The sequence below is a fragment of the Janthinobacterium sp. 75 genome (genome assembly GCF_004365495.1).
GTDB lineage: Bacteria > Pseudomonadota > Gammaproteobacteria > Burkholderiales > Burkholderiaceae_D > Janthinobacterium.
The window spans coordinates 797,953-823,502 of the sequence record NZ_SORD01000001.1 but is presented as its reverse complement, the minus strand read 5'-3'; the positions used below and the strand labels follow the sequence as shown (position 1 = coordinate 823,502).

The following is a 25,550-nucleotide window of genomic DNA, read 5'->3' as shown; positions in this document are numbered from 1 at the left end:
AGGTAACTGCCTTTTTGCATGATCCGACGTGAAACTTACGTCGTCAGCGGTTTGTAGCGGATGCGCTTCGGTTTCGCGCCTTCTTCGCCCAGGCGTTTTTTCTTGTCGGCTTCATATTCCTGATAGTTGCCGTCAAAGAAGGTGACCTGCGAATTGCCTTCGAACGCCAGGATGTGCGTGGCGATACGGTCGAGGAACCAGCGATCATGCGAAATGACCATGACGCTTCCGGCAAATTCCAGCAAGGCATCTTCCAGCGCGCGCAAGGTTTCCACGTCCAGATCGTTCGACGGTTCATCGAGCAGGAGGACGTTGCCGCCCATCAGCAGGGTTTTGGCCAGGTGCAGACGTCCCCGTTCACCGCCGGACAGGTTGCCGACCATTTTCTGCTGGTCCGAACCCTTGAAGTTGAAGCGGCCCAGGTAGGCGCGCGACGGCATTTCGAAGCGGCCCACGGTCAGCATGTCGGCGCCGCCGGACACATCTTCAAAGACGGACTTGTTGTCGGCCAGCGAATCGCGGTTCTGGTCGACGATGGACACGCGCGCCGTCTGGCCGATGGCCACTTCGCCGCTGTCCGGCTGTTCCTTGCCTGTAATCATCTTGAACAAGGTCGACTTACCGGCGCCGTTGGGGCCGATGATGCCGACGATGGCGCCTGGCGGCACGGTGAAGCTCAGGTTGTCGATCAGCAAACGGTCGCCGAACGCTTTCGACACGTTCTTGAACTCGATGACGTCATTGCCCAGGCGTTCGGCCACGGGAATGAAGATCTCCTGCGTTTCGTTGCGTTTCTGGTATTCGTGCTCGGACAGCTCGTTGAAGCGGGCCAGGCGGGCTTTCGACTTGGCCTGGCGCGCTTTCGGGTTTTGGCGCGACCATTCCAATTCCTTCTGCAGCGCCTTCTGGCGTGCCGATTCCGTCGATTCCTCCTGCTTCAGGCGGGCTTGCTTCTGCTCCAGCCAGGTCGAGTAATTGCCTTTCCATGGAATGCCGCTGCCGCGGTCCAGCTCCAGGATCCACTCGGCCGCGTTGTCGAGGAAGTAGCGGTCATGGGTGATGGCCACCACGGTGCCAGGGAAGCGCAACAGGAATTGTTCCAGCCAGTCCACCGATTCCGCATCCAGATGGTTGGTCGGCTCGTCGAGCAGCAGCATGTCGGGCTTGGACAGCAACAGTTTGCACAGCGCCACGCGGCGCTTTTCACCGCCGGACAGCACGCCGACCTTGGCGTCCCATGGCGGCAGGCGCAGCGCGTCGGCGGCCATTTCCAGCTGCAAATTCAAATTGCCGCCGTCCGACGTCGAGATGATCGCTTCCAGGCGCGCCTGTTCCGTGGCCAGGGCGTCGAAATCGGCGTCTTCCTCGGCATACGCGGCGTACACGGCTTCCAGCTTGGCTTGCGCTTCAAACACTTCGCCCAGGCCCGATTCGACTTCCTGGCGCACGGTTTTTTCCGGATCCAGTTGCGGTTCCTGCGGCAGGTAGCCGATGTTCAGGCCCGGCATCGGCACGGCTTCGCCCTGGATGTCGGTGTCGATGCCTGCCATGATTTTCAGCAGGGTCGATTTGCCGGAACCATTCAGGCCCAGCACGCCGATCTTCGCGCCTGGGAAGAAGGAGAGGGAAATATCTTTCAGAATCTGGCGCTTGGGCGGGACGATTTTGCCCACGCGATTCATGGTGTAGACGTAATTTGCCATTAGAAATCTCGGGTGATATACAAAGACGGACAGGATACGGTAAACGCCCGCTTCCGGCCAGCGCTGCGCGCTGCGAAAACGGACGCCTGGGGCAAGTCTAGGTGCTGGCGCGTGCCTTGCGGGTTGTCCACAGCCCTTCGGCCGCATACAGGGCGAGCGCCGTCCAGATGATGAGGAAGCCCAGCATGCGCTCGGGCGTGAACGACTCGTGGAAGATCCACACGCCGATCAGCAGCTGGCCCGTGGGGGCGATGTATTGCAGTAAGCCCAGCACAGCCAGCGGCAGGCGGCGCGCACCGGCGGCAAACAGCAGCAGGGGAATGGCCGTGATGGGGCCGGACGCCAGCAGCAGGGCGCGCGTGGCGGACGAGTCAGTATTGACGAAGCCGCTCTGGCCATGCCAGGCCAGCCACAGCATGTAGGCCAGCGCCAGGGGAAACAAAATCAATGTTTCGAATGACAGGCCTTCCAGCGCGCCGAGCGCGGCCGTCTTGCGCAGCAAGCCATAGCCGCCGAAGCTGGCCGCCAGCAGCAGGGCGATCCACGGCACTTGCCCCGCCTGCCAAGTCAGCCAGGCCACGCCGCAGGCGGCCAGGCCGATGGCCAGCCACTGCAGGCGGCGCAAGCGCTCGTGCAGCAGCAAAAAGCCCAGCATGACATTGATCAGGGGCGTTATAAAGTAGCCGAGGCTGGCGTCGACCACGTGGCCGTTGTTGACGGCCCAGATATAGATGAACCAGTTAGCGGACAGCAAAAACGCACTGGCGACGAAGCTGGCCACGACCCTGGGCTGCGCTTTCAGGCTGCCTAGCCAGCGCCACTGGCGGCGCACGGTCAGCACGATGCCCAGGAACAACAGTGACCAGACCATGCGGTGCGCCAGGATTTCCTGCGGCGCGATTTCATCGATGGCATGGAAATACAGGGGGAACAGGCCCCAGCACAGGAAGGCGAGGGAGGCGTACAACATGCCTGGATTCATGATGGTCTTCGCTGGAGAGTAGACAGTCTGTCATTATGGCTGAAAACATCTGGGGCTGCCCGGCGCCGCTGACGAGGCGTAGAATGGCAACAAATCAATGGCCGCAAGCCCGCGCAGCAAGGCGGAGCGGCACAAAACCACGACTTTGGGGCAGCTGCAGAACCATGCAAAAATACTCTTGCTATTTGCTAATACCTATCATATTGTGCGATGCAACAAAACAAAAACGGGTGCAATCTTGACGTCGGAACACAAAAAAAGCAGCCTGGTCGGCTTGACACTGGCTGCCGTCGGCATCGTTTACGGCGATATTGGCACCAGTCCGCTGTATACCCTGAAGACGGTCTTCGACCCTGCCCACGGCCTGGCGGTCACGCATAACAACCTGCTGGGCATCGTCTCGCTGATCTTCTGGGGCCTGACACTGATCGTCTCGCTCAAGTACGTGACCCTGGTGCTGCGTGCCGACAACCGCGGCGAGGGCGGCATCATGGCCCTGATGGCACTGGTGCTGTCATCCGTCAGCAAGTCGTCGCGCTGGCATGTGCCGCTGATGGTGATCGGTGTCTTTGGCGCCACCCTGTTCTATGGCGACAGCGTGATCACGCCCGCCATTTCCGTGCTGTCGGCCATCGAAGGCCTGGAAGTGGCCACACCCGCCTTCAGCCCGTATGTGGTGTGGCTGACGATCGCCGTCCTGGTGGCGCTGTATTCGGTGCAGTCGCATGGTACGGCTGGCATCGGGCGCTTCTTCGCGCCTATCATGCTGATATGGTTTGTCGCGCTCGCCTGCATGGGCGTGGTCAATATCATCAAGTCGCCAGCCATCCTGGCCGCCGTCAATCCCCTGCACGCGGTGGCTTTCCTGCTGGACAATGGCCGCATCGCCTTCCTGTCGCTGGGCGCCGTAGTGCTGGCACTGACGGGCGCCGAGGCGCTGTACGCCGACATGGGCCACTTCGGCAAGAAGCCGATCCGCATGGCCTGGTTCCTGATCGCCTTTCCTGCGCTGGCGCTGAACTACCTGGGCCAGGGCGGGCTGCTGCTGGCGCACCCGGAAGCCATTTCCAATCCGTTCTACCAGCAGCTGGGCGCCTGGAGCGTGTACCCGCTGGTGATTTTGTCGACCATGGCCACCGTGATCGCCTCGCAGGCAACCATTTCCGGCACCTTCTCGATGACCAAGCAAGCCATCGCGCTGGGCTTTTTGCCGCGCATGCGCGTGCGCCACACGTCGGAAAGCGAAATCGGCCAGATCTACATCCCCGCCGTCAACTGGCTGCAGCTGGCCGTCGTACTGATGGCCGTGGTCGGTTTCGGTTCGTCTGAAAAGCTTGCCGCTGCCTACGGCATCGCCGTCACGGCCACCATGCTGGCGACCACGATCCTGACCTTCTTCGTCATCCGCTACCGCTGGAAGATGAATTTGCTGCTGTGCTGGGCTGCCACGGGCTTCTTCCTGATCATCGATGTGAACTTGTTCGCAGCCAGCTCCCTGAAGCTGTTCCACGGCGGCTGGTTCCCGCTGCTGCTGGGCGCCATCCTGTTCACCATCATGCTGACCTGGAAACGGGGCCGCCAGCTGGTGTTCCAGAACCTGGAAAAACACGCGATCCCGCTCAACGAATTCCTTTCGTCGCTGTTTATCGCGCCGCCGCTGCGCGTGCCCGGCACGGCCATCTTCCTGCGCGGCGAGACGGATGGCGTGCCGCATGCGCTGTTGCATAACTTGCTGCACAACAAGGTGCTGCATGAGCGTGTCATTTTCCTCACCGTCTTCATGCATGAAGAGCCGTGGGTGGCGCCGTCCGAGCAGGTGCGCGTGGTGGACCTGGGCCACCAGTGTTTCCAGGTGAACGTGCATTACGGCTTCAAGGATGAACCGGACATTCCGGAGGCCCTGGCCCGCTGCGCGGATCAGGGGCTCGATTTCGAAATGATGGAAACGTCGTTCTTCATCGCGCGCCAGACCATCATCTCGACGCCGGGTGCCGGCATGATGCCGTGGCGCGAGCACCTGTTCGTCACCATGTCGCGCAATGCACGCACGGCGGCCGATTACTATCAGATCCCGAGCAACCGGGTGATCGAACTGGGCACGCAAGTGGAAATCTGAACAATGTGATAATTGTGTCAATGTTGCATTGGCGCATAAATTTAAGGGCTTGCTTACGTCTGCTTACAAATAGGGCGGGCGACTCCTGTTAAACTGCAGCCCGTACCGGTCCACACCGTACGGGCCTCAGTCACACACCAATTTTTAAAGGGAAACGATGAAATCGGTATTTCAATTGATCGCCACGCTCGCTTGCGCCGTGGCCCTGACCGCCTGCGGTGCTGCTGCCAACACCGAGAAGCCAGTCGTGCTCGACCCGAATACGCAAGTGAAAGAACTGGTCATTACCAATCCGGTGGTCGGCACCGGCACGGCAGCGGCAGCTGGCGATACCCTGACCGTGCTTTACACGGGCTGGCTGTATGACGCAAGCAAGCCGGACAACAAGGGCGCGCAGTTCGATGCGACCCAGGCGGGCACCGGCTTTACCTTCCCTCTGGGTATCGGCCGGGTCATCCTGGGCTGGGACCGCGGCCTGGTCGGCATGCAGGTCGGTGGCACGCGCGTGCTGGCTATTCCGTATGACCTGGGCTATGGCAAGGTGGGTAGCCTGCCGAAGATTCCTGGCTACGCCGGCCTGCTGTTTGAAATTAAGCTTGTCGCCGTGACAAAAAAATAAGCACGCGCAGGGCGCATGGACAAAGGGCGATTCCACGGAATCGCCCTTTTTTGCTTAGGCGGCCCGTTTACGCCTCAGGTGGGGCTAGTTCCTGGAAGTAATACGTAGCGCCGCCCAGATCGGCCGGTGCATCATATTGCAGCACCTGCGTGCGGCGCAGCGCCACGGGGGCGCTGAAGGCGGGACCGTCGTAGACGAAGGTGTGAAATTCGCCGTTCTCGCCGCAGGCGTCGACGCCCGGCGGCAGGTCGGCGAGGAAAGATGCGTCGAACTCGCGCCCACAAAATTCGCGTGGCAGATGCCGGCCATTGATGCAGACGACGATGGCCTTGAAGCCGGCGGCGAGAAATTCGTCAACCAGCGCGCGCCGTGCTTCGCCCCACAAGGGCAGGTGGGCCTTCAGGCCGGCCGCGGCGCAGACTTTTTCTTCCCAGTCGCGGTGCGGCTGCAGGTCGATGTCGCCAAACAGGGCGTGGTCTATGCCCTCGTCCTTCGCCGCGCGCAGCATGGCGATGAATTTCTCCTCGTAGCTGGCCCAGCTGGCGTGATAGCGCTGCAGGCGCGCCCCCAGGCTGGCCGCCTGCGCTTCGAGCAGTTCCGGCGGCACGCCGTGCGAGCGCGATTTGCGGCCATCTTCATCCATGGCCGTGATCAGCAGCGGCACGCGCATGCCGGCGTTGCGTGCGCGCCATAGGGCCAGGCAGGAATCCTTGCCGCCGCTCCAGGAGATGAGGGCCGTCGTCATGCTGCCGCTCCCGGCTGTGCCGCGCGCAGCATGTCGATGTGCTGTATGCCGTCTTCGTCGTAGGGGGCGCTGACGGTAACAAAACCGAACGACTGGTAGAAGCGCTCCAGGTACTGCTGCGCACCGATGCGAATGGCGTGGCCAGGGTGCTGGCGTTCGGCGCGCGAGATGCCCTCAAGCAGCAGCTGCTTGCCAGCGCCCGTGGTGCGCGCTTCGGGCGCCGTCAGCACGCGGCCCAGCGACATTTCCACGTATTTGGCGCCAGGCGCCAGCACGCGCAGATATGCAGCCAGCCGGCGCTGGCCATTGACCGTTTGCCAGCCCAGCAAGTGCATGGCTTGCTGGTCATGGCCATCGAGGTCCGGGTAAATACATTGTTGTTCGATGACGAACACGCGCTGGCGCAAGGCCAGCACCTGGTACAAATCGTGGGGGCCGAGTTCGTCGAACGTGTTCCATTGCCAGCTGATCATGGGGCATCCTTGATTGAGAGTGGCCGTGATTTTACCGGCTTCACGCGGCCGGCGCGGGATAGCGCTGCGCATACCACTGCTTCAGGTGCTCGATGCAGCGCGTCACGCGGGGCGCCACCAGCTGGCGCGACGGGTAGATGGCAAACAGTGCCAGACTGGGGCGCTCGACGTCGGGGAACAGCTCGACCAGGGCGCCGCTGGCCAGCTCCTCGCGGCAGATAAAGGTGGGCAGGATGCCGATGCCCAGGCCGCGCAGGATCAGGCTGCGCATGAACAGCGTGTTGTTGGTGCGTACCCAGTTCGGCACTTCGATATCGCTGTGCGGCCCCGCATGGCGCAGCGGCCAGCGGCTGCCGAACAGGGCGTGGCTGTAGATGAAGCAGCGCTGGCGCGTCAGGTCCGTGGGTTCCAGCAGGGGGCCGTGGCGTGCCAGGTAGGCGGGCGCGCAGCAGATGTGCAGGCGGTAATCGTGGATATGGCGCGCCACATAGCTCGAATCGGTGAGCGCCGTGGTCACGCGAAAGCCCAGGTCGTAGTTGGCGGCCGCCAGGTCCACGTATTCGTCCTTCAGGTCCACGTCCAGGCGCAAGGCAGGCCACTCGGCCATGAAATCGGCCAGCCCCTCGGCCAGTTCGCCCACGCCCAGAGATAATGGCGCATTGATGCGCAAGCGGCCCGTCACGTGCGCCGTGGAGTGGGCCACCATGTCCTCGGCCTGCGCCAGTTCGTCGAGCAGCTTGCGGCAGTGCTCAAGGAAGGCGGCGCCCGTTTCCGTCAGGGCCAGCTGGCGCGTGGTGCGCGTCATCAGGCGCCCGCCCAGTTCCTGCTCCAGCTGGCCGATGCGCCGGCTCACATACGAGGCCGACAGATCCAGTTCGTCGGCCGCGCGGCGAAAGCTGCCCAGCTCGGCCACGCGGCGAAACAGTTGCATCGCCTGTAATTTATCCATGTCATTCCTATTCAGCGTTTCTATTCAGTCGTATTGCGCATCAGTGCTGTGCATTATTCATCATTTTTTTGTATTTTTATTCGGAATATGCTGGTGACCTCTCTACAGAAAGGCCACACCATGAAAAAATTACTGATCAGCAGTCTGTTGCTGGCGACCTTTTCCACTGCCCAGGCGGCCGAGGTGCTCGTCGTGCTGTCGGACGCGAATCACCTTGAGCTGCGCGATGGCAAGGTCTTTTCGACGGGCTTTTACCTGAATGAACTGATGCAGCCCGTGAAAAAGCTGCTCGATGCGGGCCACACGGTGACGTTCGCCACGCCGCAGGGCCAGGCGCCGACCCTGGACGCCAGTTCGGATACGGCCGCCTACTTTGGCGGCGACACGGCCGCCCACGCGGCGCACAAGGCCTTGCTGGACCAGCTGGCACTGACCGTGCCGGGCCGCTCGCCCGTGATCAGCCTGAAACGGGTGGCGCAGATCGGCTATGGCCACTACGCAGCCGTGCTGGTGCCGGGCGGCCACGCGCCCATGCAGGATCTGTTGAAGGATGCCAGTCTGGGCGCCTTGCTGCGGCAGTTCCACGCGGACGGCAAGCCGACGGCGCTGCTGTGCCACGGTCCCATCGCCTTGCTGTCGGCCTTGCCGCAGGCGGCGGCATTTGCGGCCGCGCTGGAAGCGGGCCGGACGCCGCCCACGCCGGCGGACTGGATTTACAGCGGCTACCGCATGACGGTGATCAGCAACCAGGAAGAGGCGGCGGCGCAGGGCGCGCTCGGCGGCGGGACGATGAAGTTCTATCCGCAGTCGGGCTTGCAGGCGGCGGGCGCGCAGTATGTGCAGAACCAGGCGCCGTGGACCAGCAACGTGGTGGCCGACCGCGAATTGATCACGGGACAGAATCCGGCCTCGGCGCCAGCGCTGGCAGACAAGCTGCTGCAGGCGCTGCGCTAAGGCGAAAATCCCCGGCGGCGCCTGGGGGCGCGGCCGGGGATGTGCAGGGCGTGTTGCCGCTATTACACGATCGTCAGGGTGACGTCGATGTTGCCGCGCGTGGCGTTCGAGTAAGGGCACACGATGTGGGCGGCGGCGACCAGCGCTTCGGCGGCGGCGCGTTCCATGCCTGGCAGTGAAATTTTCAGTTCCACTTCGATGCCGAAGCCCGTGTCGATGGCGCCGATGCCGACGTTGCCTTCGATGGACAGGTCTGCCGGCAGGGCGATCTTGTCACGGCCGCCGACGAATTTCATGGCGCCGATGAAGCAGGCCGAGTAGCCAGCGGCGAACAGTTGTTCCGGATTGGTGCCCACGGCGCCATTGCCGCCCAGTTCTTTTGGCGTGGTCAGCTTGACGTCCAGCACATTGTCGGACGACACGGCACGGCCTTCGCGGCCTCCGGTGGCGGTAGCTTGTGCGCGGTACAGGACTTGTTTGATCGACATGATGGTTTCCTTTAGATAGATAAATAGGTGACTACTAAATAGTGTACTACTTGTTTCGTGGGCTGCTGCCCCAGGATGCCCGTCTGAAGAAGCGATTTACGGCGTCCATGCATGCAATATATATCGCGCACTATTTAATTGCAAGCGATTTTATTTTCGGGCGACGCCCATTTGTGCTTTATTTTCTTGCCTTTGTCGCCAGTATTGCCCTTCCATCGCATAATGGCCACCGTCCCCGGGGGCTATGGTTATGCTTGGCCCACTTCTATACCAAGGAAAAATCATGACCAGCCTCTTTTTTATTTTCCGCCTCACCCTGGCCACGATGCTCACCTACATCATCGCCACCTCCCTCCTGGTCGAGACCTTTCTGCGCCACATTTTCGGACACACGGAAAGCTTCTTTGTCATCGTCGGCGCGTTGCTGGCCAGCGCCGTCATCACGAATGCGTTTTCGCACGTGCGCCGCGTGCGCCTGATCGCCGACGCCGTCAACCCCGGCACCCTGTCGAGCCGCCAGCGGCGCCAGATCGAGATCCCGTTTGAGGCGGGCGAGGTGTTCGACATGATCGACGCGGCCATCCGCGAACTGCCGGGCAGCGAAGTGGTCGAAAGCGCGCGGGACAGCCTCCAGGTGCAGGCTCGCGTGCGCCGGGCGGCGCCTTACACGCACACGGGTTTGCCCCGCATGCGCCTGCTGGGATTCCTGGAGCCGCGGCCGAACCAGATCCTCGCCACCGTCACGCCGAATGGCGAGGCGGGCAGCGTGACCCTGATCTGCGAGCCGGCGCGCAATGCCTGGACCGACTGGTTCCTCGTCGACCATGGCAGCAACCTGGAAAACGCGGAAGCGGTGACGCGGGCGATGACGCGCCGGGTGGCGCAGCGTCGGCGCGGCGAGCAGGCCGAGGCGCGCCAGACGGTGACGGAAAAGGAGCTCACGGTGGCCAAACTGAGCCTGCTGCATGCGCAGGTCGAGCCGCACTTCCTGTACAACACCCTGGCCAGCGCGCAGCTGCTCACGCGCAGCGATCCCGTGCGCGCCGACGAGATGCTGGGCAACCTGATTTTGTATTTGCGCCATTCGCTGCCACGCACGGAGCAAGCCATGTCGACCCTGGGCACGGAACTGGAACGGGCGCGCGCCTATCTCGATATCCTGAAAATTCGCATGGGCGGACGCCTGAACCTGCAGATCGAGGTACCGCAATACCTGCGCCAGGTGGAGCTGCCGCCGATGATGCTGCAAACCCTGGTGGAAAACGCCATCAAGCATGGCCTGGAGCCGAAAAGCGGCGGCGGCACCATCTGGATCATGGCACGCAGCGGCAACGGCACGGTGATCGTCACGGTGGCCGACGATGGCAAGGGTTTCAGCGACGACGGCGCCGGCACGGGCATCGGTTTGCGCAATGTGCGCGAACGCCTGCGCCTGACTTATGGTGCGGCCGCGTCGTTTTCCATCCTCGCCAATTTCCCCGATGGCGTGACGGCCACCATCACGGTGCCCGACAGCACGGCGCAAGGAGTCTCCTATGCATAAGCCTGAGATGACTTGCGTCATCGCCGAAGACGAAACCCTGTTGCGCGAGGCGCTCGTGGCCCTGCTGGCCGAAGAGTGGCCGGCACTGCGTATCGTCGCCGCCTGCGACGACGGCGGCACGGCGCTCGACGCCATCGCCACCCTGCGACCCGACGTCGCCTTCCTCGATATCCGCATGCCTGGCCTGACGGGGCTGGAAGTGGCAGCCGGCGCGCTCGATGCGAGTCCCGCCACGCAGGTGGTGTTCGTCACCGCCTACGACCAGTACGCGATCGATGCCTTCGATAACGGCGCCGTCGATTATCTATTAAAACCCATAGCCCGCGAGCGCCTGCAAGCGACCTTGCAGCGCGTGCAGGCACGGGCCGGCAAGACCCAAGTGGATGACGGTGCGCTGGCCGGCTTGCTGCAGCAATTGAGCAGCGCCTTGCCGCCGGCCGCCAAGTCGCCGCCGCTGGTGTGGCTGACGGCTAGCAGCGGCAAGGATACGCGGCTGATCATGGTGGAAGACATCGTTTATTTTCAGTCCGACACCAAGTACACGGCCGTCATGACGGCGGACGGCGAGGCGCTGCTGCGCAAGCCGATCCGTGAACTGCTCGACGTGCTTGACCCGGCCATTTTCAAGCAGATCCACCGCTCCACCATCGTCAACATGAAGATGGTGGCATCCGTCACGCGCGACGAGGTGGGACGCGGCGCCTTGCGTCTGAAAACGCGGCCGGAAACCCTGGCCGTGAGCCAGCCGTTCATGGCATTGTTCCGCAATATGTAGCCGCTATTGCGCCGTTTTCAAAACCGTAGCGCACGCTTTTTCATACTTTCTTCGCCCAGCGTTTATTATCATATTTATATTTAATTATGATAATATTAACGTGGCGGCATGCCGTCAGATGTGATTGGCACATCTACCTGATGCGCCTTTATGGCGCTTTGCAAAAATATGAGGAAACCATGAAAAAGAAGCTGTTGTGCGCCATGCTACTTGTCGCTGGAATATCTGCTGCCCATGCGCAGCCGACGACGTGGGAGTTTACCTATCAAGGCTTTGTCAACGCGGCTACTGGCGTATTCGATTCCGATGCGACTTTCCACGGTAGCTTTAGCGGGGAGGACAGAAATGCGGACAGCGTGATTACAGTTGATGAGCTGAGCTATTTCCTCACCCTGGGTCAACTGTTGTTGCCTATCCGGAAAGGCGATTATGGATGCAATACTTCCTCCTTCCTCCGGTGTGAAATCAAAAATTTCAGTTATACGCTGGACGGTGAACTGAATTATGCAACCAAGACTTATGGCTATGATGGTCCGCACTCCTGGTATAGCCAGGCCGTTATCGGCAGTTACTTCCTCAGAGGTGGGAGTAGGCCGGGAACACGATGGGAAAATCGTTATGACTGGTCCGACCAGACGACCTTTACGATTTCCCCGGCACCCGTTCCTGAGCCAACGGTCGCGTTGATGCTGCCCGCCGGCCTGGCACTCATGTGCCTTGCACGGGTACGCCGCCGTAAGACTTCTGCTGAAGCAGGGCTTGCCGGTTTGAGCGTCGCCTCTATTCAGCCGTCTCGAAACCTTCGAGGACGTTCACCACATTGATGCCGATTTCCTTGACCGCATAGCCGCCTTCGAGGATGAAGGCGGTGGGCAAATTCAAATGCGCGAGGCGCTCGCCCACGCGCAGGTAGTCGCCGCTTTGCAGGGAGAAGTGCGACAGCGGGTCGCCGGCGAAAGTATCCACACCGAGCGAGACCACCAGCGCGTCGGGCGCGTACATATTGATGCGCAGGCAGGCCGTTTCCAGCGCGGCGAACCAGCTGGCTGTGGACGTGCCGGCCGGCAGCGGCAGGTTGACGTTGTAGCCGAGCCCCGCACCGCTGCCCGTTTCATCGGCGTGGCCGAGGTAAAACGGATATTCGCTGCGCGGGTCGGCGTGCAGGGAGGCGAACAGCACGTCGTCGCGCGCATAGAAAATGCTTTGCGTGCCGTTGCCGTGGTGGTAATCGATATCGAGGATGGCGACCTTGCGGGCGCCGTCGTCGAGCAAATGCTGCGCGGCCAGGGCAGCGTTGTTCAGAAAACAGTAGCCGCCAAAGAAATCGCTGCCCGCGTGGTGGCCGGGCGGGCGCGTCAGGGCAAACGTGGCCCGCTCTCCCAGGCGCAGCGCGTGGGCCGCGTTGACGGCGCAGTCGGCGCCCGTCTTGGCCGCCGTCCACGTGCCGGCCGTCAGCGGCGTGCCATTGTCCATCGAGTACAGGCCTAGCTTGGCCGTGAAGTCGTCCGGTTCGATGTCGCTGCGCAAGGTGCGCACGGGCCACACGGATGGCAGTGCGTCCTTGCCCGCATTGGCGGGGTCGAGCGCCAGCCAGTCTTGCCAGGCGTGGCGCAAAAAATGCAGGTAGCGCGGCGTGTGGATGCGTTCCAGCGACGTCAGCGGCACGCCGTGCGGCGTGACGATGCGGCCCAGGTTGCGCCGTCCCAGTTCGGCCACCACCATGTCGGCCCGCTCGGGTGTCTCGAAGCAGGGCACCATGGTGCCGCGAAACATCTCGAAGCGGCCCCGGTGCTGGCTGTGCAATTCATTGTAGAAGGTCAGCATGGGGCGCCAGGCAGAAAGTCAGGCAGGATCAGGTGTGCGAACACAGGGTACTGGCGCGGTAGGCGGCGACGAAATCGTCGAAGCTGCCGGCGGGCGCCGCTTCCATGGCGCGCTGCTCGGCCAGCGAGCTGGCGGCCATCTCATCGAAATACGCGCTTTGTTCCTTTGTTGCCGGATGCGCGCGGAAGTAGGCGGCGTGGCGTTCGCTCTGGCGCAGGCCAAAGGCGGCAAACGAGCCGCCGTTGGCGCGCAGCTCGGCCAATACCTTTGCCGATGGCGTCATGTCCGGGTCGGCCAGCTTGGCCGCCTGTACCGCCAGGCTGTCCGCATGCGACGTGCCGCCTTGGCGCGCCGCGTTGCGAGAGTCGAGCAAGGCCGCCACGGGGGCGATACGGGCCAGCAATTGCTCGCCCCACGCCTGCAGGGTGATTTCCTCGCCGTCGCGGCGCAGGGTCAAGCCCGGCTTGCGGCCTTCCTTGACGGTACGGGCAAAATTGTTCGTGTAGCAGGCGCTTTGCTCGGCCGAGATGGGACCGCTGTCGTCGAGCGCGCAGAACAGCAAAAACGCATCGAGGAAACGGCCCGTTTCCAGGCTGATGCCGACCGGTTCGAACGGGTCGACATCCATGCAGCGCACTTCGATGTACTGCACGCCGCGCAGGCACAGGGCCTGGATCGGGCGTTCGCCCGTGCGGATCACGCGCTTGGGGCGGATGGTCGAATAGTATTCATTTTCGATCTGCAACACGTTGGTGGACAGCTGGATCCATTCGCCATCCTTCTTGGTGCCCAGCGCCGCATACGGCGGATATGGGTCGTTGACGGCGTGCGTGAGCGCGTTGACGTAGTCTTCCAGGCTGTTTTCGTGCGGGCGCAGGCCGGACTGGGCATCGTTCTGGTAACCGAGGTCGCTCATGCGCAAGCTGGTCGCGTACGGCAGGAACAGCGTGTCGTCGGACAAGGTATCGAGCTTGTGCGCGCGGCCGCGCAGGAATCCGGCAGACAGGGCCGGCGAAGCGCCGAACAGGTACATCAGCAGCCAGCTGTAACGGCGGAAATTGCGGATCGTCGCCAGGTAGCTTTCCGACTGCACGTCCTTCGGTGTCGCGGCCGCGTGGTGCGGGCTGGCGCTGGTGTCCGGATGGCTGGCCAGCACTTGCCACAACTGCTCGTCGAGCGAGTAGTTGTAGTGGATGCCGGCGATGCATTGCATGGCTTTGCCGTAACGCAAGGCCAGGCCGCGCCGGTAGACGTGCTTGAGCATGCCCATGTTCGACGTCCCGTAGTTGGCGATCGCGATGTCCGCTTCGGGCGGCAGCTGGCAGGGCATTGACTGGCTCCACAGCAATTCGTCGCCGAGGCGGCTGTAGGCGTGGCGGTGCACGGTATCGAGCTTGTCCAGCGTGACGGCGATGTCGCTTTCAGCCGGCGTGATGAATTCGAGCAGCGCTTCGGCGTAGTCGGTGGTGATTTCAGGGTGCGTCAGCGCCGAGCCCAGGGCGGTGGGGTGGGGCGTGGAAGCCAGATGGCCGGCATGGTCGACGCGCAGGGTTTCACGCTCGATGCCGCGCAAGCCGCCCAGCAGCGCGCGGTTGGCATCTTCGGTCAGCAATGCCAGGCGGCGAGTCAACAGGTTGGGCAATTTGAGCTTCCTTTCTTGTGCAGCATATAAATAATTTGTGCTGAGATTAACCGAATTTTGGCAAATGCGTCGGCGCCGGCCCAAAAAACGCCGCGTCGCCAGCGTCCGCCCCGGGGAACGGGGACGGCGCTTCGGTCAGGAATTCGCTTGATATTTTAACAAACTGCGGGGGGATCTGGCGCGCGCCGGGTCAAGCTTTGCGCAGCTTGTCGTGCTTAGCCGAGGCGGGCGCCGCTGACTCTTTCGATGCCGGCCAGGTCGCGCCAGCTTTGCACTTTGTTGTAGCCGGCGGCGGCCAGCAGCTCGCGCACCTGGGCCGCCTGGTCATAGCCGTGCTCCATCAGCAGCCAGGCGCCTGACGCCAGGTGGCGCGCGGCGCCGGAGACGATGATGCGCAGGGCCGACAGGCCGTCCGCATGGTCGGTCAGCGCGCCCGTCGGTTCAAAGCGCAAATCGCCTTCGGCCAGGTGGCGGTCGCCGCTGGCGATGTAGGGGGGATTGGAGATGATCAGGTCAAACTTTTCCGTGCCCAGCGCTTCGAACCAGTCGCTGGCCATGAAGGTGATGTTGACGCCGTTGGCGCTGGCGTTGCGGCGCGCCACGGCCAGCGCCGTGCTGCTGACATCCAGGGCCGTGACCACGGCGTCGGGCCGCGTGTATGCCAGCGCGACGGCGATGGCGCCGCTGCCCGTGCCCATGTCGAGCACGCGCCCGCCCGGTGGCAAGCGCTCGAGCGCCAGTTCCACCAGTACTTCCGTGTCGGGGCGGGGAATCAGCACGGCGTCGTTGACTTCGAACGGCAAGCCGAAAAATTCGCGCTGGCCGACGATGTAGGCGATCGGTTCGCCGCGCAGGCGGCGCGCCAGCAAACCAGACAGACGTTCGGCTTCATCGGGCGTGAGCACACGCTCCGATTGTGTGATCAGGCTCACGCGCGACAGACCCAGCGCATGGCCCAGCAGGATGCGGTTGTCGAGCGGGTCGAGCAGCGGGCGGATTTGCAGGGCGCCGACAGTGCTGCCGGCGGGAATCAGTGTTTCAGGCATAAATAGATGGTTATTGTTTGCGGCGTAGCAAAGTCCACAGCAAGGTGAGGGCGAAAATGGCGAACCAGGCGAACGCCCATTGCGGGATCGACAGGCCGAAGAACGGCTCGCCGGCATTTTCGCAGGCGCCATACGATTCAAACATGAAGGGCATGACTTGCGCCGTGAAAATCTTGTTCAGCACCGTTTCCACGGGGTCGATGCCGCACGAGAAGCCGGGGTTGGCCAGCACGTACAAATGCTTGGCGCCCACGCCCAGGCCACCCAGGGCCGCCAGAACGCCGATGCCGGCGCCGATTTTCGGCCGGTTGGCCGCGGCGCCTGCCAGGCAGGCGATGCCGATGGCAAGGAAGAGGTAGCGCTGGATCACGCACAGCGGGCACGGTGCCATGTTCATGGCATGCTGCAAATACATGGCCACGCCCAGCATCAGGAAACACAGGGCAGAGATCAACAGGAGGACGGTGCGTGAATTTTTCATGGGCGACACGGTGAGGTGGATGGAAGCGAGCTGGTCATTTTCGCACAAGGCTGGATTTTTATTGCTTAGCCGCTACTTAAACCGCGGGGTCAGACCCCCGCTTGTGCCGACGCCTGATCAGCAGGCAGCGGTGGAGAGGGTCTGACCCCAGCCGTTGCTTGGGGTTCTTTAATCCCCCAGCGCTGCTAAAAGCTCTGCCTGGTGCTCTGCCGCCAGCGCATTCGTCAGTTCCGTCAAATCCCCATCCATGATGAAATCGAGCTTGTACAAGGTCAAATTGATGCGGTGGTCCGTCAGGCGGCCTTGCGGGAAATTATAAGTGCGGATGCGCTCGCTGCGGTCGCCCGAACCGATCAGGCTCTTGCGGGTAGCCGCTTCCTTCGACTGCTGTTCGCGCAGTTGCACGTCCTTGATGCGCGCGGCCAGTACTTTCATCGCTTGCGCTTTGTTCTTGTGCTGGCTGCGGTCATCCTGGCATTCGACCACGATGCCGGTGGGCAAGTGGGTGATGCGTACGGCCGAATCCGTCTTGTTGATGTGCTGTCCGCCCGCGCCCGAGGCGCGGTAGGTATCGATGCGCAGGTCGGCCGGGTTGATGTTGACGTCTTCCACTTCGTCCGCTTCCGGCATCACGGCCACCGTGCAGGCGGACGTGTGGATGCGGCCCTGGGTTTCCGTGGCCGGTACGCGCTGCACGCGGTGGCCGCCCGACTCGAATTTCAGCTTTGAATACGCGCCGTTGCCGACCACGCGCACGATCACTTCGCGGTAGCCGCCCAGGTCGGAGTCGGACGACGACACCAGTTCCACCTGCCAGCGGTTGCGTTCGGCAAAGCGCGAGTACATGCGTAACAAATCGCCCGCGAACAGGGCCGATTCGTCGCCGCCCGTGCCGGCGCGAATTTCCAGGAAGATATTGCGCTCGTCATTGACGTCCTTCGGCAGCAGCATGGTTTGCAATTCGCGTTCCAGGCGCGCCATGGTGGCCTTCGCCGCCTCGATTTCTTCCTGCGCGAATTCCTTCATGTCCGGGTCGCCCAGCATCTCTTGCGCTGCCGCAATATCGTTGCCCGCTTCCTGGTAGGAGCGGTACAAGGCCACCAGCGGGCCCAGTTCGGCGTGCTCGCGCGTCATCTTGCGGTAGCTGTCCATGTTCGACGTGGCGTCCGGGTGCATCAACAGTTCGTCGAGTTCGACCAGGCGGTTCGCCAGTTGATCGAGTTTGGCCAGCATGGATGGTTTCATAGCGATTCGCGGTAAAAGAGTGTAGGGGTGGTGCGGGTCCGGCACGCCCGGCAGGCGGGCAGGGGGCGACCGCGCGGGCGGCCAGCGGGGCTGCGCTAACGGCGGGGGCGGAACAATTTCGGCAGCAGGGTGACCAGTTGCTTGCGCTCGTCGCCCTGCGCATGGTGCAGCGCCTGCTGCGGACCGTGCAGGAACTTGGCCGTCAAGCCTTTCGACAGCGCTTCCAGCACGGCATCGATGTCGGCGCCCTTGGCCAGCATCTTGCGTGCCCGTTCCACTTCGATCAGGCGCAGCGCTTCGCTGTTTTCATGCAAATGCTGGATGACGGGCACCATGGCGCGGTCGTCGACCCAGCTCATGAACGATTGCACGCGCGTCTCGATGATGGCCTCGGCTTGCGCCACGGCCGCTTGCCGGCTTTCCAGGCCCGTCTGCACGACCTTGCCCAGGTCGTCGACCGTGTACAGGAAGACGTCGTTCAGGCGGCCCACTTCCGATTCGATGTCGCGCGGCACGGCCAGGTCGACCATGAACATGGGTTTGTGGCGGCGCGCCTTGATGGCGCGCTCGACCAGGCCCAGACCCAGCAGCGGCAAGGACGACGCCGTGCACGAGATGACGATGTCGAACTGGTGCAGTTGCTCCGGCAGGTCGGCCAGGCGGATGGCCTTGCCATTGAAGCGGTGCGCCAGTTCCTCGCCCCGTTCCATGGTGCGGTTGGCAATGGTGATGCTTTTCGGGTTCTGCGCGGCAAAGTGCGTGGCGCACAATTCGATCATTTCGCCGGCGCCGATGAACAGCACGTTCTGCTCGGCAATTTTATCGAAGATGCGTTGCGACAGGCGCACGGCGGCAGCCGCCATGGAAACGCTGTGGGCGCCGATTTCCGTGCTGCTGCGCACTTCCTTGGCGACGGAAAAGCTGCGCTGGAACAACTGGTGCAGATACGTGCCCAGGCCGCCCGCCTCGTCGGCCGTGCGGATGGCATCCTTGATCTGCCCCAGGATCTGCGTTTCACCCAGCACCATCGAGTCCAGCCCGGAGGCGACGCGGAAGGTGTGGCGCACGGCATCGTGCTGCGGCAGCATATATAAATGGGGGCGCAGCTCGCTGTAGTTGAGCTTGTGATAATCGGCCAGGAAATGCGCGCCCGCGTCGAGCGGGTTCGGCACATGGCTGGCCGCATACAGCTCGGTGCGGTTGCACGTCGAGAGTATGGCCGCTTCGTCGTTGTCGCGCAGGTCGATGCGCTGGAACCAGGTCCGCGCCGCCATCACCGCCTGACCCAGATGCTCAGGCGCAAACGCCAGCTGTTCGCGGAGCGACACTGGGGCGGTGGTATGGTTGAGGCCGACGGCGAGCAGTTGCATTTCAGGGCTGTTGGGAATTCTTATGCCGACATTATAACGCCTTGTGCCCGCGCTTTGAGCAGTTCGCCTGTTTTGGTCCGGATGCGTGGGCGTCACCCGCCCAGTTTTTCAAGGCGATAACCATAACTGTAGACGGGCACCAGGCGGTAGCCGTGTTCCGGTTTCAGCTGCAGCTTGTTGCGCACGCGCGAGACGTGGGTATCCATGGTGCGCGAGGGCAGGGCCGTGTCGCGCTGCCACACGGCTTCGTGGATGTAGGCGCGCGACAGGGGGCGGCCCAGGTTGCGGAAAAAAAGCAGCGCCAGGGCGAATTCCTTGTGCGTCACGTCCAGCACTTCGCCATCCTTCAGCAGGCGGCCGGGTCGGGTTTCAAACGTGTAATGACCAAATTGCAAATACTCGGCGCCATTCTGGGCCGGGTAAGCCACGCGCAACAGTGCCTGGGTGCGCAAAGTCAGTTCGCTGCGCCGCAAGGGCTTGATCATGTAGTCATCGGCACCCGCCGTCATGCCGGCCACCACATCGTCTTCGCCCGAGCTGTTGGTCATAAACAACACGGGTGCCTTCGGCGCCAGTTTTTCCCGGGCGCGGCGCAAGACTTCCGCACCATCCAGGTCGCTCACATGCCAGTCGAGGATGAGCATGTCGCAACTGTCCTTGCGCAATTGCCCCAGCATTTCCTTGCCACTCTGAAACTCGTGGCAAGCGTGGCCGGCGGCGGTGAGCACCTGGCAGATCAGTTCTGCCTGGCTATGGTCGCTATCGAGTACGGCAATTCGCATAATGGGCTGGAATGTGTAACAACAAACAGACGGTCCGCTCTGCTTATCGTAATGTTAAGGAATGCTCAAGTGAAATATAACAGAGATTGCAACTGTGTCCAGTGAAATCGGCAGCTTGGACCTTTACGTTACACTTGTTCATCTACCCCTTACTGCGGAGGAACGGCAATGACAGACAATAGCAGCACGGATTGGACCCTGATACCGGCCAGTCGTGCCGAAATCGAGCAAGTGCGCGAGCGTTGCCGGCGCCTGGTGCAGCGGCGTGCCGTGATGTCGGCGGGTGCCTCGGCCATTCCCATTCCTGGCATCGACCTGATGTCGGATGTCGGACTGTTTTCCATGCTGATTAACGATATCAACCACGAATTCGGCCTGACGCCCGAACAGATCGAGCGCCTCAACCCGCAGTTCAAGATGATGGCCTACCGCGCGGCGGTGGGCATGGGCGGCATGCTGGTAGGGAAGCTGGTGTCGCGCGAATTGATCCTCCAGCTGCTCAAGCGCAGTGGCGTCAAGATAGCCACCAAGCAGGTGGCGCGCTTCGTGCCGTTCGCCGGGCAGGCGGTGGCGGCAGCCATCGGTTACGCGGTGTTCCGCCAGATCGGCAACCATCACGTGAACGCCTGCGCCGCGGTGGCGCAGGAATTGCTCACGGTCAGGCCGGATCAGACCTAGAGACTATCCCAGTGGGGAGCGGCATCTATTGGGACAGGTTCTATGCGTCCGGCAGTACCACGTTGACGTCGAGTACTTCCAGGTTGCCCTGGCGGTCCAGCGAAATCTTGATGTCGTCGGCATTGACCTTGGTGTACTTGGAAATGACGGCGATCAATTCCTTGTGCAGGGCGGGCAGGAAGTCCGGACCGTCGCGTCCGCTACGTTCGCGGGCGATGATGATCTGCAGGCGTTCCTTTGCCGCGGTGGCCGTCTTCGGCTTGGGGGGGAACAGGAAAGAAAGCAAGGCCATATCACTTCGCCCCAAAAATGCGCTGGAGTAATCCAGGCTTTTCATAGTTGGTAAAGCGCAACTCGACATCTTCGCCGAGGAAACGCGAGACCACGTCTTCATAGGCTTGCGCCACATCCGTCCCCTTGAAATGGATGGCAGGATTGCCCTGGTTCGAGGCGGCCAGCACTTGTTCCGATTCCGGAATGATGCCCACCAGCGGGATGCGCAGGATTTCCTGCACGTCCTGGTAAGACAGCATTTCATCCGATTCCACGCGTTTCGGCGAGTAGCGGGTAATCAGCAAATGTTCCTTGACCGGCTCGCCGCCCGTCTGCGCGCGGCGCGACTTGGCTTGCAAGATGCCGAGGATGCGGTCCGAATCGCGCACCGACGACACTTCCGGGTTGGTGACGATGATGGCTTCGTCGGCGAACGTCAGCGCCATCAGCGCGCCATGCTCGATACCGGCCGGCGAATCGCAGATGATGAATTCGAAACCCATGTTGATCAGGTCGTTCAACACGCGTTCCACGCCTTCTTCCGACAAGGCATCTTTGTCGCGCGTCTGCGAGGCAGGCAGAATGAACAGGTTGTCGCAGTGCTTGTCCTTGATCAAGGCCTGGTTCAGGGTTGCCTCTTTGTTGATCACATTGATCAAGTCATACACGACGCGGCGCTCGCAACCCATGATCAGGTCGAGGTTGCGCAGGCCCACGTCGAAGTCGAGCACGGCTGTCTTGTGGCCGCGCATGGCCAGACCAGTGGAAAAACTGGCGCTAGAGGTCGTCTTGCCGACACCGCCCTTGCCGGACGTCACAACAATAATTCTTGCCACAAATAATCCTTTTCAGATATCTCTTGAATTGTGCAGCTTAAGAGCGGTTCACGGGAGTGACCGGATTGACAGAGTGTATATCGATTCTGTCTCCAGCCAAACGAATTTGCGCGGGTCCACGCGCCATTTCCGCAGGGAAACCATCCTCGAACGTGCGGTACACGCCGGCGATCGAGACCAGTTCCGGTTCCATGGACAGTGCGAAGATGCGCGCCTGGGCATTGCCCGAGGCGCCGGCCAGCGCGCGGCCGTACAGCGACGAATACACGTGGATGCTGCCGTCGGCGATGATTTCGGCGCCATTGTTGACGACAGCGGTGATGATCAGGTCGCAGCCGCGCGCGTAAATGCGCTGGCCGGCACGCACGGGCGTGTCGATCACCATCACTTGCGCTTCGGCGCCCGACTGGGCGGCCGCCGTGGCGGTATCCTTGGGGCCATCCTTGGGCGGGGCATCGTCGCGCGTCTTGCCGCTGTCGAGGCTCAAGCCTTGCGCCAGGATGGCGTCATGCATCTCGGCCGGCGCATTGCGCACAGCCACGGCATTCAAACGGTATTTTTTCAGCAGTGCCACGAGGGCGGCCCAGTCGATGGGTACGCTGCCGGGCGGCAAGGCGGCCACGTCCAGTACGGCCAGGTCGTCTTCGAAAAAGTCCGCCACGCCTCCCGTCATGTCACGCAAGGCGGCATCGAGTGCCTGCGTATCGGCGCTATGCATAATGGCGGAGACGGCAACGACGGTGGAAATCTTGATTTCGATAGGCTTCTGCGACGGGCTTTTGGACATAAACATTTATCAAAGTGGAACTGCGGCAGGCCAGATGTTCCGTACGGCAACAATGGGAGCAGTAAATTTCTTGCATTCTACTGCAAAAAAATCAGCATCAGGGGCCTGGCGCGTGCTATTCCGCAGGGCAACACCTACTTCATGTCAAAAAAAATGGGCGGTGCCCCGGAAAACCGGTGCGCCGCCCCGCAAGCCGCCGAGAATGCGCCCTGACGGCGCTGTCCTGTATCAAGCCGCGCGTATCTGCCGTGCCGCCGCAACCATATTTTTTAAATCCGCTTCCGTTTCCAGCCAGCCACGCGTCTTCAAGCCGCAGTCCGGGTTGACCCGTAAATGGGCTGGTGGAATCACGGCGATGCGGTAGGCGCGCGTGGCCCAGTCCAGGTAGGCGTCCCACTGGCCGCGGCGCAGCGGCAAGCCGTCGCGGATGGCCGGCTCGTCGATCTGGATGCTGCCGATGCCGGCCGTTTCCAGGTCTGCCACCTCGTCGCGGATGGCCAGGGCCAGTTGCAGCGCCGTGGTGGCGCGCGACTGGTCGTCGCGCACGAACGAGCATTGCAAGATCGTCACCGGCCCCGTCAGCATGCCCTTCACCGGTTTATGCGTCAGGCTTTGCGCGTGCACCGTCCATTCGACGGTCATGGCGGCCGGGCGCTGCACGTCGCCGTAGATGATGGGAGGCTTGACGCAGCGCGAGCCATACGATTGCACCCAGCCCAGGCGCGTGAAGGCGAAACCGTCCAATTGCCCGCCGAAGTATTCGATCATGTCGTTGCGTTCCGCTTCGCCATGCACGAGTACGTCCAGGCCCAGCGCTTCCTGGCGGATGGCCGTCGTTGGCGGGAAGGAGCCGATGGTCGTTGTCGGGAAGTCGGGCAGTTGCAGGCGCTGCGTCACTTGCGGACGGTGCACGCGGGGGCTGGTACGGCGGCTGGCAATGGCCAGGCGAGACATGGCCAATGCGGCCAGCGCGGCGTCATCGGGATGGCCTTCGAGCGCGCCCTTGAGGACGGCGATCTCCGACAGCTTTTCCGTGGCAAACGCCAGCCAGGTCCGGATTTCACCGTCGAGCTCCGTCTCGGCTTCCAGGCTGAATGGTACGTGCAGCAGGGAGCATGACGGCGCCAGCCACAGGTTGCCGTTGCGTTTGGCTGCCAGTGGCTGCAGCACGGCGAGGGCCGCGTCGAGGTCGGTGCGCCAGATGTTGCGCCCGTCGACGATGCCGATCGACAAGACTTTATGCGCGGGCAGCCAGTCCGTCACGCTGATCAATTCATGCGGCGCGCGGATGCCGTCGACATGCAGGCCGGCCACGGGCAGGCGGCACGTCAGGCTGAGGTTTTCTTCCAGCGGCGAGAAATACGTGGCCAGCAAGATATTCACGCCCACCTGGTTCAACTGCCAATACGTGCTTTCGAAGGCGCTGCGCCAGGCGTTGGGCAAATCCAGGCCCAGGATTGGTTCGTCGACCTGCACCCACGTCACGCCTTGCTGCTTCAGGCGGTCGAGCAGGGCGCTGTAGACGGGCAGCAACTGTTCCAGCAGGGCCAGGCGCTCGAAACCCGGTGTCTTTTCCTTGCCCAGCCAGAGGAAGGTGAGGGGGCCGATCAGGGCCGCCTTGACCTGGTGGCCGAGCGCTTGCGCCTCGGCCACTTCCGCCAGCAGGCGCTCGCAAGCCAGCGAGAAGCGGGTCTGCGGCGACAATTCGGGCACCAGGTAATGGTAATTGCTGTCAAACCACTTGGTCATTTCCAGCGCGGGATTGCCAGCGCTGTGTTCGTGGCGGGCATGGCCATGGTTGCAAGCGGCGGGTTCGGCATGATTGTCGTTGCCGCGCGCCATTGTGAAATAGCGCGACAGCGATGACTGCTCTGGCGCGAAATTGAAACGGGCCGGTTCGCAGCCCAGCAGCTGGATATGGTTGGCCATGTGGTCGTAAAAGGCGAAGTCGCCTACGGTGACGTAGTCGAGTCCGGCGTCCCTTTGTTGCGCCCAGTGGGCCGCGCGCAATTGCTGGCCCGTGGCTTCCAGGGCGGCCTCGGATACCTCGCCACGCCAGTGGCTTTCCAGCGCCAGTTTCAGTTCACGCGCGGCACCGATATGGGGAAAGCCAAGGATGTGGGTACAAATGGTCATGATGTCATCGAGATTTAATGTGAATGCGCTAGAGTGTGCGGCAACTTGATCTATAATCAAAACGAAACATTTTGCCGAATAACATGAAAATAATTCACGTACATCCACCAATTTCCCGATGCTAGAAATCCGCCACCTGCGCACCCTGAGTGCCTTGCGTTCGTCCGGCAGCCTGGTGCGCGCCGCGCAACTGCTCAATCTGACCCAGTCGGCCCTGTCGCACCAGATCCGTTTGCTGGAAGAGCGCTACAAGGCGCCCTTGTTCGAGCGCAAGTCGATGCCGATCGCGTTTACGGCCACGGGCAGCCGGCTGCTGGAGCTGGCCGACAAGCTGCTGCCCGAGATCGAGCTGGCCGAGCGCGAGGTGGCGCGCCTGTCGCAGGGCGACCAGGGGCAGTTGCGCGTGGCGCTCGAATGCCATACCTGCTTCGACTGGCTCATGCCGGTGATGGATGCGTTCCGCCAGCGCTGGCCGGAAGTGGAGATCGACCTGGTGTCGGGCTTTCACAGCGAACCGGCGGATTTGCTGCGCTCGGGCGAGGCGGACCTCGTGATCGGCTCGCCGTATGCCCCCGATTTCACCGTGTTTCCCCTGTTCCGCTTTGAAATGCTGGTGGTGATGGCGCAGAAGCACCGCCTGCAGGCGCAGCGCCGGCTCGTGGCGGCCGACTTTACGGGCGAAACCCTGATCACCTATCCGGTGCCCGAAGAGCGCATCGATCTGATCCGCGAAGTGCTGCGGCCGGCCGGCATCCAGTTTGAACGCCGCACGGCGGAATTGACGGTGGCCGTGCTGCAACTGGTGGCGAGCCGGCGCGGCATCGCCGCTTTGCCGAACTGGGCCATCAAGAATTACGTCGATTACGATTATGTGGTGGCGCGCCCGGTGGGCGAACACGGCTTGTGGAGCGACCTGTATGTCTCGGTGCCGGAGCAGTTGCAAGACAAGGCGTATGTGCGCGATTTCGTCAGTGTGATACGCGAGCAGTGCGCGGCCTCGCTCGACGGTATCAAATTGTTGTCCTGATTAGCGTTGTATTGGAAACAAACCAACAGGGAACATTGATAAATATCAAGGTTTAGTAATGAACGACCGCTTACAG

The 25,550-nt window shown here is 62.2% G+C and carries 25 protein-coding genes; 8 read left to right on the top strand and 17 right to left on the bottom strand.

Features of this window, described 5'->3' with window-relative positions:
• Window positions 1-35: 35 nt before the first annotated feature.
• Both ettA and rarD read right to left on the bottom strand, forming a co-directional pair.
• Window positions 36-1,703, bottom strand: a complete 1,668-nt coding sequence (ettA, locus tag C8C89_RS03875; protein WP_034783756.1) for an energy-dependent translational throttle protein EttA — start codon at window positions 1,701-1,703, stop codon at window positions 36-38.
• A 97-nt stretch (window positions 1,704-1,800) separates the two neighbouring features.
• On the bottom strand, window positions 1,801-2,685 hold the full coding sequence (gene rarD, locus C8C89_RS03870) for an EamA family transporter RarD (RefSeq protein WP_133988939.1): 885 nt from the start codon (window positions 2,683-2,685) through the stop codon (window positions 1,801-1,803).
• A gap of 238 nt (window positions 2,686-2,923) precedes the next feature.
• On the opposite strand from rarD, the gene C8C89_RS03865 reads away from it, so the two are divergent.
• Window positions 2,924-4,801 (top strand): potassium transporter Kup, encoded by a 1,878-nt coding sequence (locus tag C8C89_RS03865; RefSeq protein ID WP_101484802.1) that lies wholly within the window; start codon window positions 2,924-2,926, stop codon window positions 4,799-4,801.
• A 157-nt stretch (window positions 4,802-4,958) separates the two neighbouring features.
• Complete coding sequence (locus C8C89_RS03860; RefSeq protein ID WP_101483413.1) at window positions 4,959-5,420, top strand: FKBP-type peptidyl-prolyl cis-trans isomerase; 462 nt, start codon at window positions 4,959-4,961, stop codon at window positions 5,418-5,420.
• Between the two features lie 67 nt (window positions 5,421-5,487).
• On the opposite strand, the gene C8C89_RS03855 is transcribed toward C8C89_RS03860, so the two are convergent.
• Genes C8C89_RS03855 through C8C89_RS03845 form a run of 3 tightly spaced genes read right to left on the bottom strand, consistent with a single transcriptional unit; the run spans window position 5,488 to window position 7,587 of the window.
• Window positions 5,488-6,165, bottom strand: coding sequence for a diphthine--ammonia ligase (locus tag C8C89_RS03855; protein WP_133988938.1), 678 nt, complete (start codon window positions 6,163-6,165; stop codon window positions 5,488-5,490).
• Window positions 6,162-6,638: a GNAT family N-acetyltransferase gene (locus C8C89_RS03850; protein WP_133988937.1), complete on the bottom strand. Its 477-nt coding sequence runs from the start codon at window positions 6,636-6,638 to the stop codon at window positions 6,162-6,164. Before C8C89_RS03850 ends, C8C89_RS03855 begins: the two co-directional genes overlap by 4 nt.
• 40 nt (window positions 6,639-6,678) lie before the next feature.
• Window positions 6,679-7,587: a LysR family transcriptional regulator gene (locus tag C8C89_RS03845; RefSeq protein ID WP_101483416.1), complete on the bottom strand. Its 909-nt coding sequence runs from the start codon at window positions 7,585-7,587 to the stop codon at window positions 6,679-6,681.
• A 120-nt stretch (window positions 7,588-7,707) separates the two neighbouring features.
• Here C8C89_RS03845 and C8C89_RS03840 point away from each other — a divergent pair, with 120 nt between their 5' ends.
• Entirely contained in the window at window positions 7,708-8,541 is an 834-nt protein-coding gene (locus C8C89_RS03840; protein WP_133988936.1) for a type 1 glutamine amidotransferase domain-containing protein, read from the top strand.
• Window positions 8,542-8,603: 62 nt separating this feature from the next.
• Here the strand turns inward: C8C89_RS03840 and C8C89_RS03835 are convergent, their stop codons facing one another.
• A complete protein-coding gene (locus tag C8C89_RS03835; RefSeq protein WP_035823589.1) occupies window positions 8,604-9,029 on the bottom strand; it encodes an organic hydroperoxide resistance protein in 426 nt (141 codons plus the stop codon).
• A 283-nt stretch (window positions 9,030-9,312) separates the two neighbouring features.
• Between C8C89_RS03835 and C8C89_RS03830 the strand changes: the two genes are divergently transcribed.
• The 3 genes from C8C89_RS03830 to C8C89_RS03820 all read left to right on the top strand — a co-directional run bounded on the left by C8C89_RS03830 (window position 9,313) and on the right by C8C89_RS03820 (window position 12,171).
• A complete protein-coding gene (locus tag C8C89_RS03830; RefSeq protein WP_133988935.1) occupies window positions 9,313-10,572 on the top strand; it encodes a histidine kinase in 1,260 nt (419 codons plus the stop codon).
• The gene (locus C8C89_RS03825) at window positions 10,565-11,347 is read left to right on the top strand and encodes a LytTR family DNA-binding domain-containing protein (RefSeq protein ID WP_133988934.1); all 783 of its coding nucleotides are present in this window, start codon (window positions 10,565-10,567) and stop codon (window positions 11,345-11,347) included. The genes C8C89_RS03830 and C8C89_RS03825 overlap by 8 nt, the downstream gene beginning before the upstream one ends.
• A gap of 179 nt (window positions 11,348-11,526) precedes the next feature.
• On the top strand, window positions 11,527-12,171 hold the full coding sequence (locus tag C8C89_RS03820) for a PEP-CTERM sorting domain-containing protein (RefSeq protein WP_166674669.1): 645 nt from the start codon (window positions 11,527-11,529) through the stop codon (window positions 12,169-12,171).
• Here the strand turns inward: C8C89_RS03820 and C8C89_RS03815 are convergent.
• The 7 genes from C8C89_RS03815 to C8C89_RS03785 form a co-directional block, all read right to left on the bottom strand.
• Window positions 12,128-13,171: a histone deacetylase family protein gene (locus C8C89_RS03815; protein ID WP_101483420.1), complete on the bottom strand. Its 1,044-nt coding sequence runs from the start codon at window positions 13,169-13,171 to the stop codon at window positions 12,128-12,130. The two genes, C8C89_RS03820 and C8C89_RS03815, sit on opposite strands and share 44 nt — an antisense overlap.
• Window positions 13,172-13,199: 28 nt before the next feature.
• Window positions 13,200-14,813: a glutamate--cysteine ligase gene (gene gshA / locus C8C89_RS03810; RefSeq protein WP_133988932.1), complete on the bottom strand. Its 1,614-nt coding sequence runs from the start codon at window positions 14,811-14,813 to the stop codon at window positions 13,200-13,202.
• A gap of 215 nt (window positions 14,814-15,028) precedes the next feature.
• Window positions 15,029-15,859 (bottom strand): peptide chain release factor N(5)-glutamine methyltransferase, encoded by an 831-nt coding sequence (prmC, locus tag C8C89_RS03805; RefSeq protein ID WP_133988931.1) that lies wholly within the window; start codon window positions 15,857-15,859, stop codon window positions 15,029-15,031.
• A 10-nt stretch (window positions 15,860-15,869) separates the two neighbouring features.
• Complete coding sequence (locus tag C8C89_RS03800) at window positions 15,870-16,340, bottom strand: disulfide bond formation protein B (protein WP_133988930.1); 471 nt, start codon at window positions 16,338-16,340, stop codon at window positions 15,870-15,872.
• A 168-nt stretch (window positions 16,341-16,508) separates the two neighbouring features.
• Window positions 16,509-17,585 (bottom strand): peptide chain release factor 1, encoded by a 1,077-nt coding sequence (gene prfA, locus C8C89_RS03795; RefSeq protein ID WP_101483424.1) that lies wholly within the window; start codon window positions 17,583-17,585, stop codon window positions 16,509-16,511.
• A 95-nt stretch (window positions 17,586-17,680) separates the two neighbouring features.
• Window positions 17,681-18,955, bottom strand: a complete 1,275-nt coding sequence (gene hemA / locus C8C89_RS03790; RefSeq protein WP_133988929.1) for a glutamyl-tRNA reductase — start codon at window positions 18,953-18,955, stop codon at window positions 17,681-17,683.
• Window positions 18,956-19,047: 92 nt separating this feature from the next.
• On the bottom strand, window positions 19,048-19,737 hold the full coding sequence (locus C8C89_RS03785; RefSeq protein WP_101483426.1) for a response regulator transcription factor: 690 nt from the start codon (window positions 19,735-19,737) through the stop codon (window positions 19,048-19,050).
• 168 nt (window positions 19,738-19,905) lie between these two features.
• Here C8C89_RS03785 and C8C89_RS03780 point away from each other — a divergent pair, with 168 nt between their 5' ends.
• A complete protein-coding gene (locus tag C8C89_RS03780) occupies window positions 19,906-20,415 on the top strand; it encodes a hypothetical protein (RefSeq protein ID WP_101483427.1) in 510 nt (169 codons plus the stop codon).
• A gap of 40 nt (window positions 20,416-20,455) precedes the next feature.
• Here C8C89_RS03780 and minE read toward each other — a convergent pair whose 3' ends face one another.
• The 4 genes from minE to C8C89_RS03760 form a co-directional block, all read right to left on the bottom strand.
• The gene (gene minE, locus C8C89_RS03775; RefSeq protein WP_034752886.1) at window positions 20,456-20,707 is read right to left on the bottom strand and encodes a cell division topological specificity factor MinE; all 252 of its coding nucleotides are present in this window, start codon (window positions 20,705-20,707) and stop codon (window positions 20,456-20,458) included.
• Between the two features lies 1 nt (window position 20,708).
• A complete protein-coding gene (gene minD, locus C8C89_RS03770; RefSeq protein WP_071325832.1) occupies window positions 20,709-21,524 on the bottom strand; it encodes a septum site-determining protein MinD in 816 nt (271 codons plus the stop codon).
• 37 nt (window positions 21,525-21,561) lie between these two features.
• Entirely contained in the window at window positions 21,562-22,311 is a 750-nt protein-coding gene (minC, locus tag C8C89_RS03765; protein WP_101483428.1) for a septum site-determining protein MinC, read from the bottom strand.
• 228 nt (window positions 22,312-22,539) lie between these two features.
• On the bottom strand, window positions 22,540-24,447 hold the full coding sequence (locus C8C89_RS03760) for a 5-methyltetrahydropteroyltriglutamate--homocysteine S-methyltransferase (protein ID WP_133988928.1): 1,908 nt from the start codon (window positions 24,445-24,447) through the stop codon (window positions 22,540-22,542).
• A 118-nt stretch (window positions 24,448-24,565) separates the two neighbouring features.
• Here C8C89_RS03760 and C8C89_RS03755 point away from each other — a divergent pair, with 118 nt between their 5' ends.
• Window positions 24,566-25,474 (top strand): LysR family transcriptional regulator, encoded by a 909-nt coding sequence (locus C8C89_RS03755; RefSeq protein ID WP_133988927.1) that lies wholly within the window; start codon window positions 24,566-24,568, stop codon window positions 25,472-25,474.
• Window positions 25,475-25,550 lie beyond the last annotated feature (76 nt).